At 60.6% G+C, this 20311-nt stretch carries 19 protein-coding genes and 1 pseudogene; 5 read left to right on the top strand and 15 right to left on the bottom strand.

The genetic code is table 11. The features are described from left to right. Positions 1-2: 2 nt before the first annotated feature. Positions 3-1187 (bottom strand): efflux RND transporter periplasmic adaptor subunit, encoded by a 1185-nt coding sequence (locus AAIH70_RS14505; RefSeq protein ID WP_132281579.1) that lies wholly within the window; start codon positions 1185-1187, stop codon positions 3-5. Positions 1188-1375: 188 nt separating this feature from the next. On the opposite strand from AAIH70_RS14505, the gene AAIH70_RS14500 reads away from it, so the two are divergent. Continuing rightward, positions 1376-3439 carry a mechanosensitive ion channel family protein gene (locus AAIH70_RS14500; protein WP_245519426.1) on the top strand — a complete coding sequence of 688 codons (2064 nt, stop codon included), beginning with the start codon at positions 1376-1378 and terminating at the stop codon, positions 3437-3439. Positions 3440-3576: 137 nt separating this feature from the next. Here the strand turns inward: AAIH70_RS14500 and AAIH70_RS14495 are convergent, their stop codons facing one another. The 11 genes from AAIH70_RS14495 to AAIH70_RS14445 all read right to left on the bottom strand — a co-directional run bounded on the left by AAIH70_RS14495 (position 3577) and on the right by AAIH70_RS14445 (position 14775). Further along, a complete protein-coding gene (locus tag AAIH70_RS14495; RefSeq protein WP_245519427.1) occupies positions 3577-5163 on the bottom strand; it encodes a gamma-glutamyltransferase family protein in 1587 nt (528 codons plus the stop codon). Next, entirely contained in the window at positions 5150-6220 is a 1071-nt protein-coding gene (locus AAIH70_RS14490) for an oligopeptide/dipeptide ABC transporter ATP-binding protein (RefSeq protein ID WP_245519428.1), read from the bottom strand. The genes AAIH70_RS14495 and AAIH70_RS14490 overlap by 14 nt, the downstream gene beginning before the upstream one ends. Further along, positions 6193-7149 (bottom strand): ABC transporter ATP-binding protein, encoded by a 957-nt coding sequence (locus AAIH70_RS14485; protein ID WP_132281582.1) that lies wholly within the window; start codon positions 7147-7149, stop codon positions 6193-6195. The genes AAIH70_RS14490 and AAIH70_RS14485 overlap by 28 nt, the downstream gene beginning before the upstream one ends. Next, a complete protein-coding gene (locus AAIH70_RS14480) occupies positions 7146-8036 on the bottom strand; it encodes an ABC transporter permease (protein ID WP_132281585.1) in 891 nt (296 codons plus the stop codon). The genes AAIH70_RS14485 and AAIH70_RS14480 overlap by 4 nt, the downstream gene beginning before the upstream one ends. After that, complete coding sequence (locus AAIH70_RS14475) at positions 8036-8983, bottom strand: ABC transporter permease (protein ID WP_132281588.1); 948 nt, start codon at positions 8981-8983, stop codon at positions 8036-8038. Before AAIH70_RS14475 ends, AAIH70_RS14480 begins: the two co-directional genes overlap by 1 nt. After that, positions 8983-10608 carry an ABC transporter substrate-binding protein gene (locus AAIH70_RS14470; RefSeq protein WP_207908353.1) on the bottom strand — a complete coding sequence of 542 codons (1626 nt, stop codon included), beginning with the start codon at positions 10606-10608 and terminating at the stop codon, positions 8983-8985. Before AAIH70_RS14470 ends, AAIH70_RS14475 begins: the two co-directional genes overlap by 1 nt. A 62-nt stretch (positions 10609-10670) precedes the next feature. Next, a complete protein-coding gene (locus AAIH70_RS14465; RefSeq protein ID WP_132281591.1) occupies positions 10671-11129 on the bottom strand; it encodes a DUF1348 family protein in 459 nt (152 codons plus the stop codon). Positions 11130-11146: 17 nt separating this feature from the next. Further along, positions 11147-11629 carry a cyanase gene (gene cynS, locus AAIH70_RS14460; protein WP_132281594.1) on the bottom strand — a complete coding sequence of 161 codons (483 nt, stop codon included), beginning with the start codon at positions 11627-11629 and terminating at the stop codon, positions 11147-11149. A gap of 33 nt (positions 11630-11662) precedes the next feature. Continuing rightward, positions 11663-12562 carry an ABC transporter ATP-binding protein gene (locus AAIH70_RS14455; protein ID WP_132281597.1) on the bottom strand — a complete coding sequence of 300 codons (900 nt, stop codon included), beginning with the start codon at positions 12560-12562 and terminating at the stop codon, positions 11663-11665. Then, positions 12562-13401 (bottom strand): nitrate ABC transporter permease, encoded by an 840-nt coding sequence (gene ntrB, locus AAIH70_RS14450; protein WP_132281600.1) that lies wholly within the window; start codon positions 13399-13401, stop codon positions 12562-12564. The genes AAIH70_RS14455 and ntrB overlap by 1 nt, the downstream gene beginning before the upstream one ends. Beyond that, positions 13402-14775, bottom strand: a complete 1374-nt coding sequence (locus tag AAIH70_RS14445; RefSeq protein WP_132281603.1) for a CmpA/NrtA family ABC transporter substrate-binding protein — start codon at positions 14773-14775, stop codon at positions 13402-13404. Positions 14776-14936: 161 nt separating this feature from the next. Between AAIH70_RS14445 and AAIH70_RS14440 the strand changes: the two genes are divergently transcribed. Then, complete coding sequence (locus AAIH70_RS14440) at positions 14937-16790, top strand: sigma 54-interacting transcriptional regulator (RefSeq protein WP_430034912.1); 1854 nt, start codon at positions 14937-14939, stop codon at positions 16788-16790. 19 nt (positions 16791-16809) lie between these two features. On the opposite strand, the gene AAIH70_RS14435 is transcribed toward AAIH70_RS14440, so the two are convergent. Both AAIH70_RS14435 and AAIH70_RS14430 read right to left on the bottom strand, forming a co-directional pair. After that, positions 16810-17013: a Rid family hydrolase gene (locus AAIH70_RS14435; protein ID WP_430034471.1), complete on the bottom strand. Its 204-nt coding sequence runs from the start codon at positions 17011-17013 to the stop codon at positions 16810-16812. A 111-nt stretch (positions 17014-17124) separates the two neighbouring features. Further along, positions 17125-17463 (bottom strand): hypothetical protein, encoded by a 339-nt coding sequence (locus tag AAIH70_RS14430; RefSeq protein WP_245519430.1) that lies wholly within the window; start codon positions 17461-17463, stop codon positions 17125-17127. Between AAIH70_RS14430 and AAIH70_RS14425 the strand changes: the two genes are divergently transcribed. The 3 genes from AAIH70_RS14425 to AAIH70_RS14415 are packed head-to-tail and all read left to right on the top strand — an operon-like array spanning position 17449 to position 19540. After that, entirely contained in the window at positions 17449-17862 is a 414-nt protein-coding gene (locus AAIH70_RS14425) for a DUF4996 domain-containing protein (RefSeq protein WP_245519431.1), read from the top strand. The two genes, AAIH70_RS14430 and AAIH70_RS14425, sit on opposite strands and share 15 nt — an antisense overlap. Before the next feature lie 23 nt (positions 17863-17885). Continuing rightward, positions 17886-18716: a glycerophosphodiester phosphodiesterase family protein gene (locus AAIH70_RS14420; RefSeq protein ID WP_132281612.1), complete on the top strand. Its 831-nt coding sequence runs from the start codon at positions 17886-17888 to the stop codon at positions 18714-18716. Next, positions 18713-19540 (top strand): inositol monophosphatase family protein, encoded by an 828-nt coding sequence (locus AAIH70_RS14415; protein ID WP_132281615.1) that lies wholly within the window; start codon positions 18713-18715, stop codon positions 19538-19540. Before AAIH70_RS14420 ends, AAIH70_RS14415 begins: the two co-directional genes overlap by 4 nt. Before the next feature lie 246 nt (positions 19541-19786). Here the strand turns inward: AAIH70_RS14415 and AAIH70_RS14410 are convergent. Next, a pseudogene (locus AAIH70_RS14410) lies at positions 19787-20266 on the bottom strand (transposase); the annotation flags it as partial. Positions 20267-20311 lie beyond the last annotated feature (45 nt).

The raw sequence follows: 20311 nt of genomic DNA, 5'->3' as shown, positions 1-20311 counted from the left end.
CGCTATCCCTTCGCCTTGGTGGCGCCGGTGTCGACATGCGCTCCGTTCACCAGTCCGGCCTGGCCTCCTATGACCACCTGTTCGCCATCCTGCAATCCGGCACTGACGCCCGTCATGTCGCCGACGCTGAGCGCCGGAACGACGTTGCGCATCTCGGCAGTCTGATCGGCGCGCAGCACAAAACAGATGAAACCGTCCCCATGCGGCTGTACGGCAACGGTCGGCACGATCACGATATTATCTTTGCTGCCGGCATTGACGGTGACGCTCAGCGACTGTCCCGGCCAGAGCATTTCGGTCTCGTTCGGAAATTCTGCCCGCATCCGGAACGTGCCGGAAGCCGTATCCACGGCATTGTCGATAAAGACGACTTCGCCGGTTGTCGCCTTGTCCACGCTGCGGTCAAGTGTCGGCGTGACGTTTACGGTCAGCCGCTTGTTAGCCATTGCGGATCGGGCGATATCGAGATCCGTTTCCGGCAGGGAAAACTCCGCGAAGACCGGCTTCATTTGCGTCAGCACCACAACGTCGGCGCCTGCCGCCACATAGGCGCCGGGAGAAACGAGCACGGCTCCCAGCCGGCCATCGAACGAGGCGTGTATCTGTGTGTTTGACAGGGTGACATTGTCCGCGGCCAGATTGGCATTGTCGACATCGACGGTTGCAGCCGCCTGCTTGGCCGCCGCGACCGCATCGCCATATTGCTGCTGCGTGTCGGCACCGGACCGGCTCAGAGTTTCGACCCGCTTGAGCGTGATATTGGCCTCGTCGAGCGCTGCCTGATCCTTGGCAAGCAGAGCCTGATCACGCGTTATATTCGCCTTGATGGTGCGGTCATCGAGTTGCACCAGAAGATCGCCCGCCTTCACCTCGGCGCCATCATGAGCAATCACCTGCGCAACGATGCCGGCCGCAGGGCTTGCGAGTGCTGCGGAATTGACGGCAACCACCGACCCTATGGTTTGCCGAGTGACCGGCAGCGAACCCGATTTTGCGACCGTGGTGGTAGCCGCAAAACTGCGCGCGCCTGCCTGCCCGCCGTGCTGGCCTTCATGACGGGTGGATGCGACTACCGGCGTATCCTCGGTGGTGGCCCAGCCCGGCAGATAAGGCTCTATACTGGTGCGATTGAGGATAAAAAGGAAAACCAATGCGATGAATATTGCCGCTGCTGCAACGTATTTCATGCAATCCTCTCAGCCATCGTCGGCAGGTTTGCGAAACCTTTTGACGCGACTATAGGCAGGCTTGCAGCGCAAATCACATTAAATATAAATAATGTTTAAAGCTCGCTTTCCGCCGTAATCGCTGGGTTTTCCATTATAGATCATAAGGCTGTTTTCATTGGTATGGTTCGGATACGCGGGAGCGTGGCATGGGTCGTGTTGAGCATTGGCTATTGTCCGTCACAGACTGCGTCGGTACGATGCTGTTGGCCTTCCTCGTCATCCTGTCGCTTGCGGGTTTCTCGCCGGTCTGTGCACAGGAACTGCCGCCGCAAACACCGGCTTCGCCAGCCAGAACCACGGAGCAGAAGGTCGATGACCTCATAAATCTGCTGGGGCAGGCGGATGTTCGCGCGCTCCTTCAGGAGAAACTCTCGGCCGCATCGCCGGATACCGCGGCATCGGCAAGCCAGTTGAGCGATCTCGATCAATGGGCCAGCCGCAGGCGGGATCACATCGCCCGCATCATGGCGCGCCTGCCGGATCTTCCAGTCGAACTCGGTTCCGCCCTGTCGACGCTGGAGCGGGAGATCGATGATTATGGCCTGTCGCGATTTACCCTGAACCTCGCCCTTCTGTTCGGTGCCGGCCTTGCCGTCGGCTATGCCACGAGGGTGGTAACCGCTGCGCGCCATGCCCGCGAGCGGGATGGTGATGCGGGCCAGTATCTGGTTGCAATCGCCTCACAAAAACTGCTGCCGGTGCTGGGATATGGCCTTGGCGTCACGGCCATGTTCTTTGCCATCCAGTGGTCGGAATTGCTGAGCGCCATTTTGCTGCCCTGGCTGGCAATCAGCGTCGCCGTTCCCGTGGTCGGTGCCGTGGTTGATCTGCTGCGCCATATAGACGGCGAGCGCAACAGCAGACGCAGAGACTACTGGATCATTCGTTTCGGGCGTCTGCTGGCGGTCGGGCTGATCTTCTGGGCATTCTTGCGCACCTTGGGCAATCTGGGCGTGCCCGGTCAGTCGGTCGGACTGATTTCGTCGTGCATGGCGGCCCTGCTGTTGCTGCTTGCCGTCGTCAATATCTGGGTGCGTCCCGGTGTCGAGCGCAATTTCGAGCGTAAGCGACCGGTCGATGTGGCGCTGACCTTCTATCTGGCCTTGCTTTTCAGTCTCTGGATCGCCGGTGCCGGTGTGCTGTTCTGGATCGGATTTTATGCCCTTGTCCTGCCGGCTGCTACCGGCACGCTCAGCGCGGCGGCACACAGGGTCGCGGTCGACCTTGCCGGCTATAGGGAAGACGATCTGCGTGCGGTTTTGGTGGGGCGCGGCGTCCGGCTTTTTCTTCTTGCGGCCGCCATCCTCTGGCTCATCTATCTCGTGCGTTCCTACCCGAATGCCTTGCCGGATGGCGCCGTCGCAACCTCGGTGATCGTCGGTTTGCTGCATGGCCTTCTCGTTCTTCTTCTGGCCGATTTCGCCTGGATCGGCATCAAGTCGGTCATTGCCGGCCGACTGGAAGCTGGAGGCGCTCTGCCGGAACAGGACGACCGGCTGCGGACGGTTCTTCCGATCCTGCGCAACATGCTGGGCATCCTGATCGGCGCCGTCGCCATCATGACGGTCCTGTCCGAACTCGGGGTCGATATCGGGCCGCTGCTTGCCAGCGCCGGGATATTCGGTATCGCGATCGGCTTCGGATCACAGACGTTGGTCAAGGATATCATCAGCGGTGTCTTCTTCATGGTCGACGATGCATTTCGCGTCGGAGAGTACATTCAGAGCGGTTCCTATCGCGGCACCGTCGAGTCCTTCAGCGTCCGCTCGGTCAAGCTCAGGCACCATCGCGGCCCGATCTTCACTGTGCCCTTCGGGACGCTTGGCGCGGTCGAAAACATGAGCCGTGACTGGTCGATCGACAAGTTCATGGTGACGGTCGGTTTCGACACCAGCATCGCCAGGGTCAAATCCATCACGAAGGAGATCGGCAAGGTCCTGCAGGACGATCCGGAATTCGGCCCCCTGCTGCTCGAGACGGTGAAGCTGAAAGGTGTCGAGCAATTCGGCGAATACGGCATGACGCTCGGCTTCGGCATGAAGCTGAAACCGACGGGCCTGCAATCGATGATCCGCCGCAGGGCCTTTGCCATGTTGAAGGATGCGTTCGAGCAGAACGGGATCGAATTCGCCACCATGGCCGGAGCCGGCCCTGGCAAACCAAAGGCACATACGCCCCAAGAGACGGCGCCACCGGAGCCTGAAGTGTGACGCGTGCCTATCTGTCTGTCTGTTGCGAAGGCTTCACACAACGATCGTAAGTTGCCGGTACGTCGCCTCGAGGCCTCCATGAGCTTGTGAACGGCATATCGTTCAGGAAGACAGCACAAGGACACTGACTCCCGACTTCAGGTGCCGAGTGCCATTCCGTCCTTTCGACTGTCTGAGCCACCTTCAAGATAGCCGTTGGAGATACGGATCGCCTGGCTGCCACCAATCGGGCTTGTGACGATCTTCAGGACATGGCCGCGTGCCTCCAGTTCAGCGCGGATCTCTGGCGCGATGGTCGGTTCGACTTCCAGCACGCCGCCAAAGCCGAAGCTGCGCGGCACGTCCATAGCCTCCTGGAGGCCGAGTCCGAAGTCGATGACGCCGGACAGGAAGGCGGCATGCCCGGCTGCCTGATAATGCCCGCCCATCACGCCAAAAGGCATCAGCGTCTTGCCGTCCTTCGTCACCATGCCCGGAATGATCGTGTGCATGGGGCGTTTCATCGGGCCGATCGCGTTCGGATGACCTTCGATCAGCCGGAAGGAGGCGCCGCGGCTGTGGAAGAGCACGCCGGTCGCCGGATCCAGACGGGTCGAGCCGAAGGCATGAAAAATCGAGTTGATGAACGAGATGGCGTTGCCTTGCGCATCCACCACGCAGAGATAGATGGTGTCTTTGTGTTCCGGTTCATTCCATAGGACCGGCGCAAGTGCTTTTTTCATGTCGATGCGCGCACGCAGTGTCGCGATCACGTCGTCGGAGAGCAGCTTTTCGGCAACGCCCGGGCAGTGGTCAGGATCGGCGAGCAGCGCATCGCGGTGGTGATAGGCGATCTTGGTTGCTTCCGCATGCAGGTGGATGCGATCGGCATCGCTCATGGCGGCGATATCGAAACCCTCGATGATCTTGAGAATGAGGAGTGCGGCGAGGCCCTGGCCGTTGGGCGGGCATTCGTGCACGTCGTAGCCGCGATAATTGGCGCTGACCGGTTCAACCCAGTGCGCGGCGTCCTTGCCGGCGGCAAAGTCTTCCACCGTGTGCAGGCCGCCGAGGGAATTCAGATGCGCGACCATCCTGGCGGCGGTTTCGCCCTCATAGAAGCCGGCCGCACCCTTGGCGGCGATCTCTTCCAGACGGTCTGCCAGCAGCGGCTGGCGGATGATTTCGCCGGCGACCGGGGCTCGGCCGTTGGGGAGGAAGATAGCGGCGGCGTTGGCATCACCACCGATGATCTTTTTGTTGCCGGCCCAGTCCATGGCGACACGCGGGGTCACGACGAAGCCGTTGCGGGCATAGCCAATGGCGCGCATGAAAAGGCGCTCCAGCGGCAGCGAGCCGTGATCGGCATGCAGGCGGCACCATGCGGAAATGGCGCCGGGCACGGTGATTGCATGCGGGCTGGTTTGTGGAATTTCGCCTGACAGGCCGAGTTCGGCCAGTTTTGCCACGGATGCCGCTGCCGGTGCGCGGCCGGAACCGTTGAGCGCCTTCACCTTTTCGCCGGCCGGGGCAAAGAGCGCAAAACAATCGCCGCCGATGCCGGTCATCAGCGGGTCCACGACGCACTGGACCGAAACCGCGGCGATCGCCGCATCCACGGCATTGCCGCCATCCTGCAGGATTTCCAAGCCGGCTGCGGTGGTCAGCGGGTGGGAGGTGGCGATCATGGCTTCGGTGGAGAGCGTCGACGGGCGTCGCGCGGAAAAGAAATCAAAATGTGACATGCCGTTCCTTGATGCCCTCAGGCGATATGTTTGACATTGCGAATGGGTGATAACAGGCGACGGCCCGGTCCTGTCCCTGCCGGGTCAATGCGGGATCATTGGCCAGACAGTCCGATTGCGCAACCGTGCAGCGGCCGGAAAAGCGGCAACCGGGCGGCAAATCGAGCGGGCTTGGGATCTCGCCCGGCAGCGGATCGGAGATCGGCTCGAAGAATTCCGGCGCCGAGTGGCGTAGGGCCTTGGAGTAGGGATGCGCCGGGTTGTCAAGCACCGCCTGCGTCGGCCCGGTCTCGACGATGCGACCGAGATACATGATCGCGATCTCCTCGCAAAGATAGCTCGCCACGCCGAGATCATGGGTGATGAAGATCAGCGTCAGGCCCATGTCTTTTTGCAGTTTGCGCAGAAGATTGAGGAGCTGCGCCTGGGTAGAGACGTCGAGGCCGGAGACGGCTTCGTCGGCGACCAGAACGGTCGGGTTGGAGGCAAGCGCACGGGCGATCGCCACGCGACGGATCTGGCCGCCGGACATGGCCGCGGGATAACGTGCGGCGACATCGGCTGCGAGGCCGACGCGGGCGAGAAGCGCGTTCGTCCGTTGCGGGATTTCGGCCTCCGGGCAGATGCCGAAATGGCGCAGCGGCTCGGCAATCAGCTGGCCGACGGTCATGCGCGGATTGAGCGAGCCGCGCGCATCCTGATAGACCATCGCCACGTCGCGGGCGAAATCGGGACCAGCGTCACGCATCTGGTTGACCGAACGGCCACGATAGAGGGCCAGTCCCTGCGTCGGTTCGGTGAGGCCCAGCAGCACGCGCAGAAGTGTGGATTTTCCCGATCCGCTTTCACCGACCAGCGCCATGCTGGCGCCCTGATCGATGCGCAGGCGCACGCCGTCGAGCGCGGCCAGCTTGCGCCTGCTGCGTTTGAGAAAGCCCTCGGACTTTGTGACCTCATAGACCTTCTCGACATCGAGAAGCTCGAAAAGTGCCTCGCGCTCGGTCGCAACCCTTTCATTCGCCGGATCGATCATCGCGTCCATTCCGGGTTCCAGCATGCGAGTGCACGTCCTTGTGTTTCGACAAGCGGCGGGCGCTCATCGGCGCAGCGCGCTTGTGCCCTCGGACAGCGGGTGGAGAAACGACAGCCGGCGGGCATGGCCTCATAGGGCGGCACGCTGCCTTCCGGCGGATCGAGGTTTTGTGTGCCGATCTCGACAACGCAGGATTTGAGTAGCCGCGTATAGGGATGCTTCGGATCTCGCAGCACGACATCGCAGCGCCCCGCCTCCATAACCTGACCGGCATAGAGGACCACGATACGGTCGCAGGACTGGCTGGCAAGCGCCAGATCGTGAAGCACAAAAATGCAGCTGGCGCCGCGCGTCTTCGTCTGGTCGAGGATGAGGCGGATGATCTGCGCCTGGATGGTGACGTCGAGCGCCGATGTCGGTTCGTCGGCGAAGAGAAGGTCGGGATTGCAGGCCAGCGCGATCGCCACCATCACCCGCTGCTGCATGCCGCCGGAAAGCTGATGCGGATAGGCCGACATGCGGGCAGCCGCATCGTTGATGCCGACGTTTTCGAGCAGTTCGACGGCTCTTGTCTGTGCCGTCTTGCGGGAGAGACCGAGATTGCGGCGCAGGACCGAGGCCAGCTGGCTGCCGACGGTATAACAGGGATTGAGTGCCGAGCCGGCATCCTGAAACACCATGGAGAGGCGTTTTCCACGCAGCTTGCCCCACTGTTTTTCCGTCAGGCCGACAAGGTTATCGATGCCGTCGAAGCGAGCTTCGCCTTCGATGACGGCGTCACCCTTGTCGATCAGGCCCATCAGGGCAACGGCGATGGTGGATTTGCCGGCGCCGCTTTCGCCGACCAGCGCCACCGTCTCGCCGCGGCCGATGGTGAGCGACACGTCGTCGAGGATGCGTTTCGTGCCGCGGTGGAGCGTCAGGCCGCGGACATCGAGAAGCGGTGCGGTCATCGGCCTGTCCTCAGCTTGGGGTCGAATTCCTCGCGCATCGCATCGCCGACGATCGACAATGCGATGAGCAGCAGCGCCAGTGCCAGGCCGGGCATGCCGGACATCCAGGCCGCGAAGCTGACGAAGCTTCTGCCCTCGGCGATCATCAGCCCCCAGTCGGGCGTCGGCGGGGTAACGCCGATGCCGAGAAAGGAAAGGGAGGAAGAAACGAGGATGGCTTCCGAGATGCGGATCGTGACCTGCACCAAGAGCGGAAACAGCACATTGGGCAGGATGTGACGGCGGATGACGGTGAACCGCGGAATGCTCATCAGTCCGGCGGCCTCGACAAAGAGCTGCACCTTCACCTGCAACACGTCGGAACGGACGGTGCGGGCAAAGGGGCCGATCAGCGAGAGCGCCACCGCGATGATGACCTTGTCGACGCCCTGTCCAAGGATGGCGATGAAGGCGACGGCAAGGATGAGCGAGGGAAGCGCGAGGATAGAATCGATGACGCGCAGAAGGATCCATTCGGTCTTGCCCGAAGCAAGACCCGCTGCAACACCGAGCACGAGGCCACCGATCGCACCGAGCGCGACCGAACAGAGGCCGATCAGAAGAGCATAGCGCGTGCCGTGGATGATGCGGCTCAATATGTCCTGGCCGTAGCTGTCGGTACCGAGAAGATGGACACTGTCGGGCGGCGCCATCATCGCCTCGATCGATTGCGCCACCGGATCGAAGGGGGCGAGCTGCGGCGCGAAGATGGCGCAGAGCGCGAAGCCGAAGGTGATGGCGAGCGCCATGGTGAAGAAGGGACGGCGCAGGAACATGCTTTTCCGGGTCATGCCGGAGCGGCGGAGCCGGGCTGCCGCGATAGGTGTCGTGGTGCCGTTGATTGCCATCAGCGTGGCCTCAATCTTGGATCAAGCAGCGGATAGGAGAGGTCCACCAGCAGGTTGATGACGATGAACAGAGTGGCCGTCAGCATGACGCCGGCCTGAACCAGCGTGTATTCGCGCCCGAGCACGGCATCCGTCAGCATCTGGCCGATGCCCGGCAGCGAGAAGACGGTTTCGGTCAGCACCGCGCCCTGCAGGATGCCGCCAAGTTGCAGGCCGATCATGGTGACGACCGGCATGGCGATATTGCGCACCCCATGCACCCAGACGACCCGCCAGCGCGGCTCGCCTCGCGCCTTCGCAGCTGCGATGAAGGGCTGGTCCATGACGTCGATCAGCGATGAGCGCGTGACGCGGACGATCATGCCGATGAAATAGGTCGATAGCGTCAGTGCCGGCAGGGCCATGTGATACATGCCGAGCCAGAAATCCTGCCAGGGCGCCACGAAGCCCATGACGGGAAAGATGCCGAACTGGACCGCGAGAAACCAGATGAGCACGATGCCGAGGAAGAAGGACGGGAAGGCGGAGCCGGTGAGGGCGAAGACGGCGATCACCGTGTCCCAGATCGTGTCCTTGCGGATCGCGGAAATGACGCCCAGCGGAATGCCGACGACGATCGCCAGGACGATGGAACAGAAGGTGAGCGTCAGGGTGACAGGCAGGGCCTCGATGACGACGAAATTGAAGATGTCGGCGCGACTGACGAAGGAGGTCCCCCAGTCGCCGATCATGAAATTGCCGAGCCATGCCAGATACTGGACAAGGAACGGCCGATCCAGCCCGAGTTCGCGTTGCAGCGAATCGTAGCTTTCCTGCGAAAATTCCGAGCCCAGCATCAGCATGACCGGGTCGCCCGGCGCCAGCTTCAGCAGGCTGAAGCTGGCAACCGAAACGATGAACAGAACGACCGCAGTCTGAAAGATCTTTGCGGCGGACTGTGCGAGCATCAGGTGATGCTCACGCCATGCAGGTTCACGAGGTCGGCAGGAATATAGTTGAAGCCCTGCACTTTCTTGGAGAAGACCTTGTAGATCGGGATATGCGCAAGCATTGCCACCGGCGCGTCATCCATGAGGATGTCCTCGGCCTTGTGATAGAGCTCTGCACGGGCAGGCACATCGATTGTGGTCGATGCTTCCGTGCAGAGCCGGTCGAACTCCGGACTGGACCAGCCCCAGTAATTCCAGGAGCCGCCCGTCTTGAATTCGGGAAAGATCGTCTCTTCCGGATCGAGGTCGGCGACCCAGTCGAAATCGAGCATTTCGAAATTGCCGTCCTTCATGCGCTGCACCCAGGCGGCGGGTTCCAGCAGCTCCAGCTTCACCTTGATGCCGATCTGCGCAAGCATCGGGGCGACGACCTGGGCGACACGGGTGCCGACCGGGCCGCGTTCGGCCATGATGTAGGTTATCTTGATTTCGCCCTGGTTCTTCGCCTTGGCGCGGAATTCCTTGGCCTTGGCGAGATCGAAGCGATGGCCGCGGTCCGTCTTGGCGATGTCGGGGTCGTAATAACCGGTCATGGGCGGCGAGATCGGACTGTAGGCCTGCTGGGCAAGGCCGAAATAGGCTTGCTTGACCAGCGTGTCGCGGTCGATGGCGAAGGCGACGGCGCGGCGCAGGTTGACGTCGTCGAACGGCGCCTTGCGGTTGTTCATACCGACATAGGTGTAGTTGCCCTCGATCTCACCATAGAGCGAAACCGTCGGGATCTTCTTCACCTGGTTGACGAGCTGCATCGGGCAATCGGTCATGCCATCGATCTGGCCCGACACGAGGGCTGCAACCGCCGTGCTGGGCTCATCGATCAGCATGAAGGACGCCTTTTGCAGCTTCGGCATCCCCTTTTCGAAATAGTCCGGGTTGGCTTCCAGCTCGATGCTGTCATTGTCCTTCCAGCTGACGAACTTGAACGGGCCGGTGCCGACCGGATTGCGGCCGTAGTCCATGCCGTATTTCTGCACGGCCGCCGGGCTGACGATCGTGCCGGCGCGGCCGGTGGAGCCGGTGAGCGCTACGGGCAGGAAGGCATAGGGCTTGGTGAAGCGCAGGCGGATGGTGAGCGGATCGACGATCTCGATCGCCTCCAGCAGTTCCAGCTTCCAGGCGTGCGGGGAAGCGGGCTTGCCTTCCTTGACGCGCAGCAGCGAGAACTTGACGGCCTCGGCATCGCAAGAGGTGCCGTCGTGGAATTTCACGCCCGGATGCAGCTTGAAGAGATGGGTCTTGGCGTCCTCCAAATCCCAGGAGGCGGCGAGATCCGGCTCGAAGCGCACCGCTTCGCCATCATAGGTCACCTTCAACAGGCCGTTGTGGATGTTGTTGATGATCTGAACGGCGGACAGGAAGAAGGTGAAATGCGGGTCGAGCGTATCGATATGCTTGATGGCCGCAATGCGGATATGTCCCTTCTGCTGGGCAAGGCTTTCGCCCGGCAGAAGCGTGGCGCCGGCGGCGGCCACAAGGCCAGCGCCCATGCCTTTCAGAAGTGTTCTTCGTCCAAGCTGGGCGCTTAGCCGGTCTTCGAGAATCTTGCGGTGGTCGGCGCTGGTCAGAATGTCCTTCTTCGTCATCGAAGTTCCCCTTTTTTGTTTGTGGGTGGTCCAGCAGTGCGTCCGATCCGTTCCCCTTCCTCTCAGAGATCGAGATCGGACAGGCCGGGGTGATCATCCGGCCGCCGCCCGAGCGGCCAGAAGAACTTTCGGTCCTTTTCCAGGATCGGCATGTCGTTGATCGAGGCGAAACGGCGGGCCATCAGGCCGTCTTCGGCGAACTCCCAGTTTTCGTTGCCGTAAGAGCGGTACCAGTGGCCGCTGTCGTCGTGCCATTCGTAGGCAAACCGCACCGCGATGCGATTGCCATCGAAGGCCCAGAGTTCCTTGATCAATCGGTAGTCCAGTTCCTTCACCCATTTGCGTGTGAGGAAGGCAACGATCTCGGCGCGGCCGACCGCGAATTCGGCGCGATTTCTCCAGCAGCTGTCGGGCGTATAGACCAGCGAGACCCGCTGCGGATCACGGCTGTTCCAGCCGTCCTCGGCCATGCGCACCTTGGCGATGGCTGTTTCGCGGGTGAAAGGCGGTATGATGCTCATGGCACTTTCTCCCGCTGTTATTCCTCGCGATAGCCGTATTCCGGCACGTTGCCACTGGCGCCGTAATATTTGTAGGGCAGGAACTTGCCCGACATGGTGAACTTGACGCGGTCGCCCTTCGGGTTCGCCACCCGCTCGATCTGCATGTCGAAATCGATCGCCGACATGATGCCGTCACCATATTCTTCCTCGATCAGCGCCTTCCATGCGGGGCCGTTGACCATCACCAGCTCATAAAAACGGTAGATCAGAGGATCGGTCGGCGGCATTGGCGAACCGCGCATCGGTGTCTCGTTGAGCATGCGGATTTCAGAGGGTGTAAGCCCGAAAAGCTCACCGGCATTTTCCGCCTGCGGCTTGGTCAGCTTCATCTGGCCGAGAACGGCGCCGACGATCAGTACCTCGGAATAGCCGCCGATCTTTTCGCAGATATGTTTCCAGCTCCAGCCGTTGTCGCGCTTGATATCGAGCAGCTTTTCGGTGAGGTCGGCACGTTTCATGTTGGTCTCCTGTGAGAATAAAATGTATGCGGGTCAGCGGCTGCGCGCGATTGAGGACAGCACTGACGGGTCTTCCGTTGCCGCTGCGCGTGGAACGACGATCGGCACATGACGCGGGTCATGAGAGGTGCCGGAGCCGGCAAAACTTTTGCTGCGGGTGATGAGGAAATCGATGATGTGGTTGCGCAAGGCGTAATAATCGGCATGGCGATGCAGATCGACGCGCGACCGTTGTTTCGGCAGCGGGTTTTCGACCACTTCGGCCACGACGGCATTCGGCCCGTTGCTCATCAGAAAGATCTTGTCGGCAAGATAGATGGCCTCGTCGACATCATGGGTAATCATGAACGAGGTCTGGCCGGTCTCGTCGCAGATGCGGCGAACCTCGTCCTGCAATGTTCCGCGCGTCAGCGCATCCAGCGCCGAAAACGGCTCGTCCATCAGCAGCATTTTTGGCGTGATCGACAGTGCACGGGCGATGCCGACACGCTGCTTCATGCCGCCGGAGAGTTCCGACGGCCTTTTGTTTTCCGAGCCGGACAGTCCGACGAGATCGACGAATTTCTGCGCATGCGCGCGAATTTCCGACCGGCTCCATTTTGGCCAGCGGGAGGAGACGGCATAGGCGACATTGCCGATCACAGTCATCCACGGCAGCAGCGCATGACTTTGGAAGATCACAGCGCGGTCGAGGCTCGGGCCGGTTACGGCCTGACCATCAACGATAACCGTGCCTTCGTTCGGCGCTTCCAGCCCGGCCAGGATGTTGAGCACGGTTGTCTTGCCGCAGCCCGAATGACCGATCACGCAGCCGAACTCGCCGCGATCGAGCGACAACCAGAGATCTTCAAAGATGGTGGTGGGCGATGCCGATCCCTTGGCCGGATAGTGACGGGCGATGCCTTCGATGGAAATGAACTTGGCCACAGGCATCACTCCGGAAATGTTACGAGACGGGTCAGGCGGCCGAGCACCTGATCGAACAGCATGCCGACGACGCCGATCACCAGAATGGCGATGATGACATTCGTAATCGACAGGTTGTTCCACTCGTTCCAGACGAAGTAGCCGATGCCGGTGCCGCCGACGAGCATCTCGGCCGCCACGATGACCAGCCAGGCGATGCCGATCGAGATCCGCATGCCGGTAAGGATCGTGGGGGCGGCGGCCGGCAGGATGATGGTGAAGGCGCGCCTGAACGTGCCGACCTCCAGCGTGCGGGCGACATTGATCCATTCCTTGCGCACCGCGGCCACGCCGAAGGCGGTGTTGATCAGCATCGGCCAGATGGCGCAGATGAAGATCACGAAGATCGCGGAAATCGCCGAATCCTTGATCGTGTAGAGCGCAAGTGGCATCCAGGCGAGCGGAGAGATCGGTTTCAGCACCTGGATGAACGGATCGACGGCGCGGCTGACGAGCGGCGACATGCCGATCAGGAAGCCGAGCGGGATGGCCACGGCAACGGCCAGCAGATAACCGAGGAGGACGCGGGCGACCGAATAGGCGAGCTGGATGCCCAGCCCCTTGTCGTTGGGGCCGTTGTCATAGAATGGGTCCCGAAGATGGTTCCAGAGTGCCGCGCCGACATCCATCGGCCCCGGCAGTGCCGATTTTCCGGTTGTTGCCGTCAGCCCCATCAGCTTGGCATATTCCGGGTCCATATCCGTCGTCGGGCCGGTTCCCATGGTGGAGAACTGCCAGAGCGACAGGAAGATCGCGAGGAGGAGGACTGACAGCAGTCCCGCCCTGATTGAAAGAGATGTCTGCACTTACGAGGCCTTTTTGATCGGGAAACTGTCGAGATAGGCCTGCGGCTCTGCGGGATCGAAGGTCTTGCCCATGACGACAAAGGTCTTGGTGGTTTCCTTCGGTGCCTGCATCCCCACCTCGGCCATCAGCTTTGCCGTATCGGTGGCAAGGAAGACTTCGCTGGCGATGGCCGCGTAATCGACATCACCCTTGATCTGCCCCCAGCGCTTCATCTGGGTCATGATCCACACGGCAAACGACTGCCATGGGAACGGGTCGAAATCGATGCGGTTCGGCTGCTGCACCACCTTGCCGAGGCCATCCGCAAACGTGCCGGTGAGGATCTGTTCCAGCACCGTTTCCGGCTGGTTCAGGTAATTGGCCGGTGCGATGGCCGTGGCGATTTCCTTGCGGTTCTTGGGATCATGGGCATAAGCCGTGGCGGAAATGATCGAGCGCAGCAGGGCCGCATAGGTGTTCGGCATTTCACCGATGAACTGTTTCGATGCGGCGAAGGCGCAGCAGGGGTGCCCCTCCCAGATGTCCTTGGTCAGGATATGGATGAAGCCGACGCCGTCATACACGGCGCGCTGGTTCATCGGGTCGGGGCCGAGAAAGCCGTCGATGTTTTCGGCGCGCAGGTTCGCCACCATTTCCGGCGGCGGCACGGCGCGGATCTGCACGTCCGTATCCGGATCGATGCCATGCTCCGCCAGATAATAACGCAGGAGGTAATTGTGCATGGAGTAATCGAACGGAACGGCGAGTTTGAAGCCCTTCCAGTCCTTCGGATCACGACGATCCTTGTGCTTCAACGCCAGCGTGATCGCCTGGCCGTTGATATTCTCGATGGCCGGCGCCGCATAGGGCTGCGGGTTGGAGCCGAGGCCCATGGTGATGGCAAGCGGCATGGGCGACAGCATGTGTGCTGCGTCGTATTCCTTGTTCAACGTCTTGTCGCGGATGACCGCCCAGCCGGCGGTCTTGATCACCTGAACGTCGAGCCCCTGCTTTTCATAAAAGCCCATCGGCGCGGCCGTGATGATCGGCGTGGCGCAGGTGATCGGGATGAAGCCGACATTGAGCTTTGTCTTCTCCAGAGGCCCGGTCTGCGCAAAGGCTTCGGTAGCAGTGGCCAGAGGAAAGAATTGCGAAACGGCCGCCACGGCCGTTGCACTGCCCACGGCTTTCAGAAAGATCCGTCGCGAAACATCGCTCGGGAACATTGCTCGCAAAACCGTGGAGGCAATGACATTTTGGTAGATCTTCTCCTCTCCGCTGGTGACCTCCGTCGCCTGCAGGGCAGAAGCATGCTCGTGCTCGCTGCGATGGCGGCCGCAGCTGCAGCCCGCGGAGGACAGAGTTGTCTTGGGATCAAATGGATTGTCGAACATGGCAGCCGTTCCCCTTATTATGAGAACGGTATTGCAAAGGCCGTGCCAGAACGGTCGAAACGCGGAATGCCCCGGAATTCCGGGGTTGCGTGCCGCTTGATGGTTTACGATATCTCGTTATAAACGAGATATCGTCATTTTCATTTACGAGATTTCGTGTGCTGATTTCCCGACAGGATATATTTGAACAATCTCCGCAGGCCCAGATCGTCATCGATGCCGACAGGGACCGGATTGTCGATGCGAACACGGCGGCGTGCCGGCTGCTCGGTTATGACCATCACCTTCTGGTGCAAACGAAGGTCAGCCACCTCCACGCCGAACAATTACCGACGCTGATCGTTTTCACGCAGGCCGTGCTCGCGCAAGGTGTCTACCGCACGACCCGGTTGATGCCACGCCATGCCCTCGGGCGTGAACTGCGTGTCGAATATTTCGGATCATTGATCGACAATGGCAGCGACGGGCGATTGATCCTGCTTGCCGTCAACGATTTGGTCGAAAGGCAACGCCGCTCGATTGACGACGCAGCCGAGGATTTCATGGGCGGCGGCCTGACCGAATGGCAGCGCGCCGAGCGCGTTTTTCGCGATATCGAACGGGAAAACCGCCTGATCCTGCGGGCCGCCGGCGAGGGCATTTACGGGGTGAATGCCGAGGGCAAGACCACATTCGTCAACCCGATTGCAGAGCGTCTTCTCGGCTGGAGCGCGGAGGAACTGACGGGCCGCGACATCCATACGATCATCCACCACACCCGCCCTGACGGCAGTCATTATCCGCATGACCAATGCCCTATCTATGCGGCCTTCAGCGATGGTGCCGTGCATCGGGTGGATAACGAGATCTTCTGGTGCAAGGACGGCACGCCGTTATGGGTGGAATATACATCGACGCCGATCAGGGACCGCAATGTCGTCGTCGGAGCGGTGGTCGTCTTTCGCGATGTCAGCGAACGCAAGAGATCGGACGAAAAACTGCATGCGGCGCTGATGGAAGTGGATCAGTTGCGCCAGCGGCTGGAGCTGGAAAACGCCTACCTGCAGGAAGAAATCCGCATTGAGACGAACGCTTCCGGCATCGTCGGTCGGTCGGAAGCCGTGCAGGCGACGCTTCGCCAGATCGCGCTGGTCGCGCCGACCGACGCAACCGTGCTGATCACCGGCGAATCCGGCACAGGCAAGGAACTGATCGCCCGCGCCATCCACGAGGCAAGCGACCGCAAGGATCGCCCACTCATTCGCGTCAACTGCGCAGCCATTCCGCGCGAACTGTTTGAGAGCGAGTTTTTCGGCCATGCGAAAGGTGCCTTTACCGGCGCCCTCAGAGATCGGATCGGTCGTTTCGAACTGGCCGACGGTGGCAGCCTGTTTCTCGATGAAGTCGGTGAAATCCCGCCGGAATTGCAGGGCAAGCTTCTTCGAATCCTGCAGGAGGGGCAATTCGAGCGCGTCGGCGAGGAGCGCACCCGCAAGGTCGACGTCCGCATTATCGCCGCCACCAATCTCGACCTGAAACGGGCCGTACAGAACCGCCGATTTCGCGAGGATCTTTATTTCCGGCTGGCGGTCTTCCCGATCGAATCCGTGCCGCTGCGTGCCCGCCGCGAAGACATCCCACTGCTTGCGCAGCATTTTCTCGCACGCCAAAGCCTTGCTCGGCGTCAAGATCTCACTCTGTCGAACGCCAATATCCAAACCTTGCAGCGCTACGCATGGCCGGGCAATGTGCGTGAATTGCAAAATGTTATCGAACGCGCCGCCATTCTGTCGCGTCATGGAAAGCTCGATTTCGACCTGCCTGATACGCCGGCGCCGCAAAAAACACAGCCCCGCCAGCCCGATCCTGCCGTAACGTTCATGACCGAAAGCCAGATGCGACAGCTGGAGCGGGAAAACATTCTTTCCGCACTGCACTGCAGCGGTGGAAAAATATCCGGCAAGGGCGGCGCGGCCGACATGCTGCAGATGAAGCCGACCACTCTCGCCTCTCGTATCAAGGCGCTGATGATCTAGATCGTATCTCGCCAGTTCGCTATTTTGCAGCGATGACAGTCATCTCGACAGGCAGATCCGGATGAGCGAGGCGCGATTCCACCGTGGCTCCAGTGTGAGCCTGCCCGCTGGTGACCTGGGTACCCCAGGCTTCGTTCATTTCTGCAAAGCCGGCCATGTCGGCGAGGAGAATATTGACGGACCGGCCACGTGTTTTCTCGAAAGTATATTTAGACTGGCGCATCGTTGATCCGCGTGCAATCGATCCGCCTTGTAACGTTTCTTAATACGACGACACACCCTTCCGCCTCGGGATCGATACCGTTTGATCCTCATCATCCGCGATGTCTGCGGATCAAATGGAAGGTCTTATCATGGCTCGGATTGTCCGATCACTCTTGTCGCAGGTCCGGCCCGTCTTCGGCGCGCTTTTTCTCCTGCCTATATTTTCATCCGCATCCTTCTCCACCGAAAAGCTGGCCGTCACCGAGACGATCCCGGTCGTGGGCTCGCTTGCTGCGCGCGCCGTTGCGGTTGAAGAAAGATCGAGAATGCCTTCACGCTGGAAAAACTGCCGAGCGTCGCCGAGGTTTTCGAACTGACGCGCGGCCGCATCTTTCTGCATCTCGACGTCAAGGAACGCGATGTCATTCCGGATGTGATCGCTCTCGCAAAGGACATGGGTGTCGAGCATCAGGTTGATTTCTGGGCCTCGCTGAAAACCGAAAAGGATTCTTGCTGGATCCGCGAGACGATCCTTCCGCATGAGGTGCTGTTTCTGGCTAAGACCCGACTCAACGTGCCGGGTGCTGCTACGCAGCTGGCTCTGCTGGAAGAACTCTGTCCCTCGGTCTGCGAAATCTATTTCGACCGGCTGGAGGAGCTGGCCGCCCTGAAGGACCTCACCCGCAACACCGGCATGGCGCTCTGGCTCAACACGCTCGACAGCGTTGCCTGCGCCGGCTTCACCGATACGGCGGCCCTTGCCGATCCCGATGCCGTCTGGGGACGGCTGATCGATGCCGGCATCTCGGTCATCCAGACTGACGAGGCCGCCGCCTTGAAATCCTATCTCGCGGCGCGCCGCGCCTGAATACTCTCCCAAGGAAGCATGAAATGACGCATTACGTAGATTACATCGCCGACCAGAAACGCGATCCCGCCATCGTTGCCCATCGCGGCGCGTGGCATGGTGCGCCGGAAAACAGCCTCGCGGCCATCGAGCGCGCGATCGCCGTTGGCGCAGATGTTGTCGAACTCGATATCCGCAAGAGCGCTGATGGCGAACTCCTCATCATGCACGACGACACACTGCTGCGCATGGCCGGTATCGACCGCGACGCCGAAACCTTTACCATTGCCGAACTGCAGGCCATTGCGCTGCGTGAAGATGATGGCGGCGAACATCGCGCCACGACGGATCAGCGTATTCCGACTCTGAAAGAGGTTTTGGAAATCATACGCGGACGTATTTTTGCGGATCTCGATCTCAAGGATCGCGGCCTTTTCTCCGAAGTCGCAGCCTGCGCCCGCGAGATGAATGCCGCATCCTATGTGGACCTGAAGACCCGTGTCATGACCCGCGAGGAGCTGGACTGGGTGCGCGCCCAGAACATCGACGGCGTGGCCTTCATGGCGATGTCGAAATTCACCGCCGAGAGCATCTACGAAACCATGGCACTGCTGTCGGAAATCAGGCCGTTCATGTGCGAGATGCGTTTGGACAGCCTCGAAACCATCAAGGCCAACCGCCAGATGTTTCGCGATGCCAACATGTCGTTGTGGACGAACACGCTGAACATGGAAGCCAGCGGCGAGTGGGTGGACAAGACGGCGCTTGTCGATCCCGACCGCATCTGGGGCACATTGATGGAAGCCGGTGTCAGCGTTTTCCAGACAGACGAGCCGGAAGCGCTCAAAGCTTATCTGGCGGGGCGCCGCGCATGAAAACCGTTTCGGACGAACTGCTGAATGAATTTATGGACATCATGCGCGAGGCGGCAGACAGAGAGATCCTGCCGCGTTTCCGTTCGGTCACGTCGGATACCATTCGCGCCAAGACCATGGCGGACGATATTGTCACTGATGCGGACATCGCCTCCGAGCGCATGATCAGCGAAAAGCTCGCGGCGCGTCTGCCGGGCATCACCATAATCGGCGAGGAAGCGGTGTCGGATGATGCATCGGTTCTCGCAAGGCTTGCCGATGCGGAGCTCGCGGCGGTTATCGACCCAGTGGACGGCACCTGGCATTTTGCCAATGGCACGCCGATGTTCGGCAGTATTCTCGCCATCGTTTCCGGTGGGCAAACCATTGCCGGCATCATTCATTATCCGGTTCAGGGTGATTTTCTGGTGGCACGACCGGGGCAGGGCGCATGGCACGTGGCGGCAGACGGTTCACGCACACAGCTTTCCGTCGCCATGCCGACGCCGATAGACCAGATGCACGGGTTCATTCCGCTGCATATGTTCGAACCGGATCTGCGGGCTGAGCTGGCGCCGCGCCTGCTGAAATTCCTGCGGGTAACGACATGGCGTTGCTCGGCGTGGGAGTATCGCATGCTTGTGACGGGCGCTATGAGCTTCTGCCTCAATGAGAGCCTGAAGCCCTGGGATCACGCGGCGGGCGTTCTGATCCACGCGGAGGCCGGTGGCTATGCCGCGACCATGACGGGTGATCTCTATCGGCCGACGATGACGGAAGGACACCTGCTCGCCGCACAGAGCCGGGCGTCATGGAGTGACGTGCGAGAGGCTCTTTCTTACTGAAGTCGTCCCTGAGATTGATAATAATACTCAGAGGAGCGTACCCACGTCGACATGCGCTTTGGTTTGCATCGTATCAAGAGATAATAGGCTTTCCTCCCGCGCGGGCTTTTCGTTTCTGCCCACATCCGCGCGATAACGCGACGTTCATCCATGTCGATATGGGAGTAGGTGCGTTTCATTGCAGCTTCCTTGCGAGTGACAACCGATTGGTATCATTCGCAAGTCGCACTTCATCCTTGAACCCACCGGGCTAAACCGTTGACCATGCTTGCGTCTGGCATGGCGTGGTCGGCGTCGGGCGCGATGCTCGGGCAAATGTCGCCACAACTTGATCGCCTGACCATCGGCCGAATACGCGAACTTGTAGATCGTCTCGTGGCTGACCGAGACAGGGTGACGCTCGAGCCGCATTCGGCCGGCAATCTGCTGCGGTGACCAACCATGCATGATCCGGTCGATGACGGACTGCCTGACATTCGAAAAGCGCGACAGCTTCCTCAGCTTGGCGCGGCGTTCGCACGCCATGTCATGCGCCGTGACGCAATAATAGCCGTTCAGGTCCACAAACTCGGCATCGGTGAAGGTGTTGCGTCTGATCTCGCGAAATATCGTTGAGCGATGCCTGCCCAGCTTCTCGGCGATCAGCTCAATGCTCAGCCCAGCCGTTCTCCAACGGGCAATCTTGCGTCGTTCGTCCATGTCGATATGGGAGTAGGTGCGTTTCATTGCAGCTTCCTTGCGAGTGACAACCCATTGGTATCATTCGCAAGT

The sequence above is a fragment of the Neorhizobium sp. BT27B genome (assembly GCF_050455485.1).
Classification (GTDB): domain Bacteria; phylum Pseudomonadota; class Alphaproteobacteria; order Rhizobiales; family Rhizobiaceae; genus Neorhizobium.
This window is presented reverse-complemented; position numbering and strand designations above follow the sequence as displayed.